The 3,299-nt window shown below is 72.9% G+C and carries 2 protein-coding genes and 1 pseudogene; 2 read left to right on the forward strand and 1 reads right to left on the reverse strand.

The window, feature by feature from the left end:
• A pseudogene (locus DVH02_RS33060) lies at positions 1 to 205 on the forward strand (helix-turn-helix transcriptional regulator); the annotation flags it as partial.
• A 492-nt stretch (positions 206 to 697) separates the two neighbouring features.
• On the opposite strand, the gene xylA reads toward DVH02_RS33060, so the two are convergent.
• Positions 698 to 1,867 carry a xylose isomerase gene (xylA, locus tag DVH02_RS33065; RefSeq protein WP_114627536.1) on the reverse strand — a complete coding sequence of 390 codons (1,170 nt, stop codon included), beginning with the start codon at positions 1,865 to 1,867 and terminating at the stop codon, positions 698 to 700.
• A 236-nt stretch (positions 1,868 to 2,103) separates the two neighbouring features.
• Between xylA and DVH02_RS33070 the strand changes: the two genes are divergently transcribed.
• On the forward strand, positions 2,104 to 3,299 hold a 1,196-nt coding region (locus tag DVH02_RS33070), incomplete at its 3' end, for an FGGY family carbohydrate kinase (protein ID WP_114627537.1).

A 3,299-nucleotide genomic window follows, 5' to 3' on the forward strand; every position in this document is an offset into this window, starting at 1 on the left:
CGACGGCATCACCGGCGTCCAGCGGTCCATCGCGAAGCTCCTCATCGAGGGGTACGTGGACGAGGCGATCGCCCGCCGCCTGGGCATGAACGTACGGACCTGCCGCGCCCACATCGCCAAGCTCGCCACCACCCTCGGCAGCGGAAGCCGCGCGCAACTCGGCTATCTCATCGCCCACTCGCAGATCCTGGACCAGGACGGCTGAGAGCCTGTCGGGTGACCTACGATCGGAAAGCGGACGCGGTCTGGTGCACTGCACTCGCTTCGCTCGCTCCGTCTCGGCGCTTTGATTCCTCGTCCGGATGCCGAGCGCGATTCCAAGGCGCCGGAGTGTCCTCGGATGGGGTATCCCCTGCTCGAACGCAGTTGAGAGCTTGGGGAGGGAGCTACTAGGGCATTTCGGCAACGCGGGAAGCGTGCGGGCCAGGGCGTGGCCGCCCGATCAGAGGTCACCCGACAGGCTCTGAGGCGGGAGGCGACGCGGAGGGGGCACCTCGGCACCTCCCACGCGCTCAAGGCAGCGGGAGAGCCGCCGACCGACGACAACGCGGCGGGGCTCGGCGCCGGACCGACGACGACGCGGCGGGCGCGGCGCCGGACCCCGCGCCCGGCATGATCCCGACCAGAGGCCCACGGGTCCCGTACCCCCGCGGAGTACGGGACCCGTGCCCCGCCCGCCGTCATCCGGCCGCCGGGCTCAGCGCGCGCCCAGCAGGTGGTCCATCGCGAGCTGGTCCAGGTGCTCGAACGCCATGCCCCGGGCACCGGCCGCCTCGGGGTCGAACTCCTCGTACGCGGTGCGGTCGGCGAGCAGGGCGGCCACCCCGTCGGCCGCGGTCGGCTCGGCCAGCTGGTCGAGACGCGAGGCGCGCAGCGCCTCCTGGACCAGCGGGTCGGCGCGGAAGGACGCGGCGCGCTCCTTGAGGATCAGGTAGTTGCGCATGCACCCGGCGGCGGAGGCCCACACCCCGTCGTAGTCCTCGGTGCGCGGCGGCTTGAAGTCGAAGTGCCGGGTGCCCTCCCAGCCCGCGCTCTCCAAGAGGTCGACCAGCCAGAACGCGGCCCGCAGATCACCGGCGCCGAAGCGCAGGTCCTGGTCGTACTTGATGCCGTTCTGACCGTTGAGGTCGATGTGGTACAGCTTGCCCGACCAGAGCGCCTGGGCGACGGAGTGCGGGAAGTTCAGCCCGGCCATCTGCTCGTGGCCGACCTCGGGGTTCACGCCGTACAGCTCGGGGCGCTCCAGGCGCTCGATGAAGGCGAGGGCGTGGCCGACGGTCGGCAGCAGGATGTCGCCGCGCGGCTCGTTGGGCTTGGGCTCGATGGCGAAGCGCAGGTCATAGCCCTGCTCGGTGACGTACTCGCCGAAGAGGTCGAACGCCTCCTTCATCCGGTCGAGGGCCAGCCGTACGTCCTTGGCGCCGCCCGACTCCGCGCCCTCGCGGCCGCCCCAGGCGACGAAGGTCTTCGCGCCCAGCTCGGCGGCCAGGTCGATGTTGCGCAGGACCTTGCGCAGCGCGAACCGCCGGATGTCGCGGTCGTTGGCGGTGAGGCCGCCGTCCTTGAAGACCGGGTGCGTGAAGAGGTTGGTGGTGACCATGGACGCGACCACGCCGGTGGCGTCCAGCGCCTGCCGGAAACGCTTGATGTGCGACTCGCGCTCGGTGTCGGACGAGCCGAACGGGATGAGGTCGTCGTCGTGGAAGGTCACGCCGTACGCGCCCAGTTCGCCGAGCCGCTGGACGGACTCGACGGGGTCCAGGGCCGGGCGGGTGGCGTCGCCGAACGGGTCGCGGCCCTGCCAGCCCACGGTCCACAGACCGAAGCTGAACTTGTCCGCGGGGGTGGGGGTGAAGCGTTCCGTCATCCTCTGGCCGCCTTCGATGGCTGGCTCCGGCACCCGCCGGGGCCTATTTGTTTCCTGACATGACTAATAAAGCACGGAGTCCCGGCGGGCAAAAGACCGAACGGCCCCCCGGAATCCTCCCTCCCCTGATTCCGCTACGGGACGGGGCCGCGCGAGGTCGATCGCCCTCGCTGTTCCCGTGCGTCGCGCCATCGCGTAATTTGTTGCTCCAGATCCAAAACCGGAGGTAGAGCCCCATGTCGCACAGCCAGGTCGTCATCGGCGTGGACAGTTCCACCCAGTCCACCAAGGCGGCCTTCACCGACGCCGCCACCGGCCGGCTGCTCGCCGTGGGCCGCGCGCCGCACCGGGTGACCGGGGAGGGCGGCGCGCGCGAGACCGACCCCGAGGTGTGGTGGGACGCGCTGCGCGACGCGGTCGGCGCCGGACTCAAGGAGTCCGGTGTGCAGCCGTCGTCGGTCATCGGCATAGCCGTCGCCGGACAGCAGCACGGGCTGGTGGTACTGGACGGCGCAGGCCGGCCGCTGCGCCCGGCGCTGCTCTGGAACGACACCCGTTCGGCGCCGCAGGCCGCCGCGCTGACCGAGACGCTCGGCGGCCCCGACGCCTGGACGGCGCGTACGGGGTCGGTGCCGGTGGCCTCGATGACGGCCTCCAAGTGGCAGTGGCTGCGGGAGAACGACCCGGCCGTCGCGGACGCCACGGCCGCCATCAGGCTCCCGCACGACTTCCTGACCGAACGGCTCGCGGGCACCCCCGCCACCGACCCGGGCGACGCCTCCGGCACCTGCTGGTACTCGACCGCCACCGGGGAGTACGACGCCGAACTCCTCGCGCTGCTCGGGCTCGACACCGACCTGCTGCCGCCCGTGGCCGCGACCGGCGCCGCGCGCGTCGGCTCGCTCACGGCGGGCGCCGCCGCCGAGCTGGGCCTGCCCGCCGGTATCGCCGTCGCCGCGGGCACCGGTGACAACATGAGCGCGGCCGTCGGCCTGGGCTTCGGCGGCGCCGGGCTGCTGGACCACCCGGTGCTCAGCCTCGGCACCTCGGGGACGGTCTTCGCCGCGACCCGCACCCGCCCGGCATCCGCCGCGCTCGCCGGGTTCGCCGCCGCCGACGGTACGTATCTGCCGCTGGCCTGCACCCTCAACTGCACGCTCGCCGTGGACAAGGTGGCGGCGCTGCTGCGGCTCGACCGCGAGGACGCGACGCCGGGCGGCGAGGCCGTGCTCCTGCCGTACCTGGACGGCGAGCGCACCCCCGACCTGCCCGCCGCGTCGGGGCTGCTGACCGGCATCCGGCACGACACCACGCCGCAGCAGCTGCTGGGCGCGGCCTACGAGGGCGCGGCGGTGACCGTACTGCGCGCCCTGGACGAGGTCATGCGCGCCTGCGGCCTCGACCCCGCCGCCCCCGAGGTGGCCGGCCGGCC

This window comes from Streptomyces corynorhini (assembly GCF_003346515.1).
Classification (GTDB): Bacteria; Actinomycetota; Actinomycetes; order Streptomycetales; family Streptomycetaceae; genus Streptomyces; species Streptomyces corynorhini.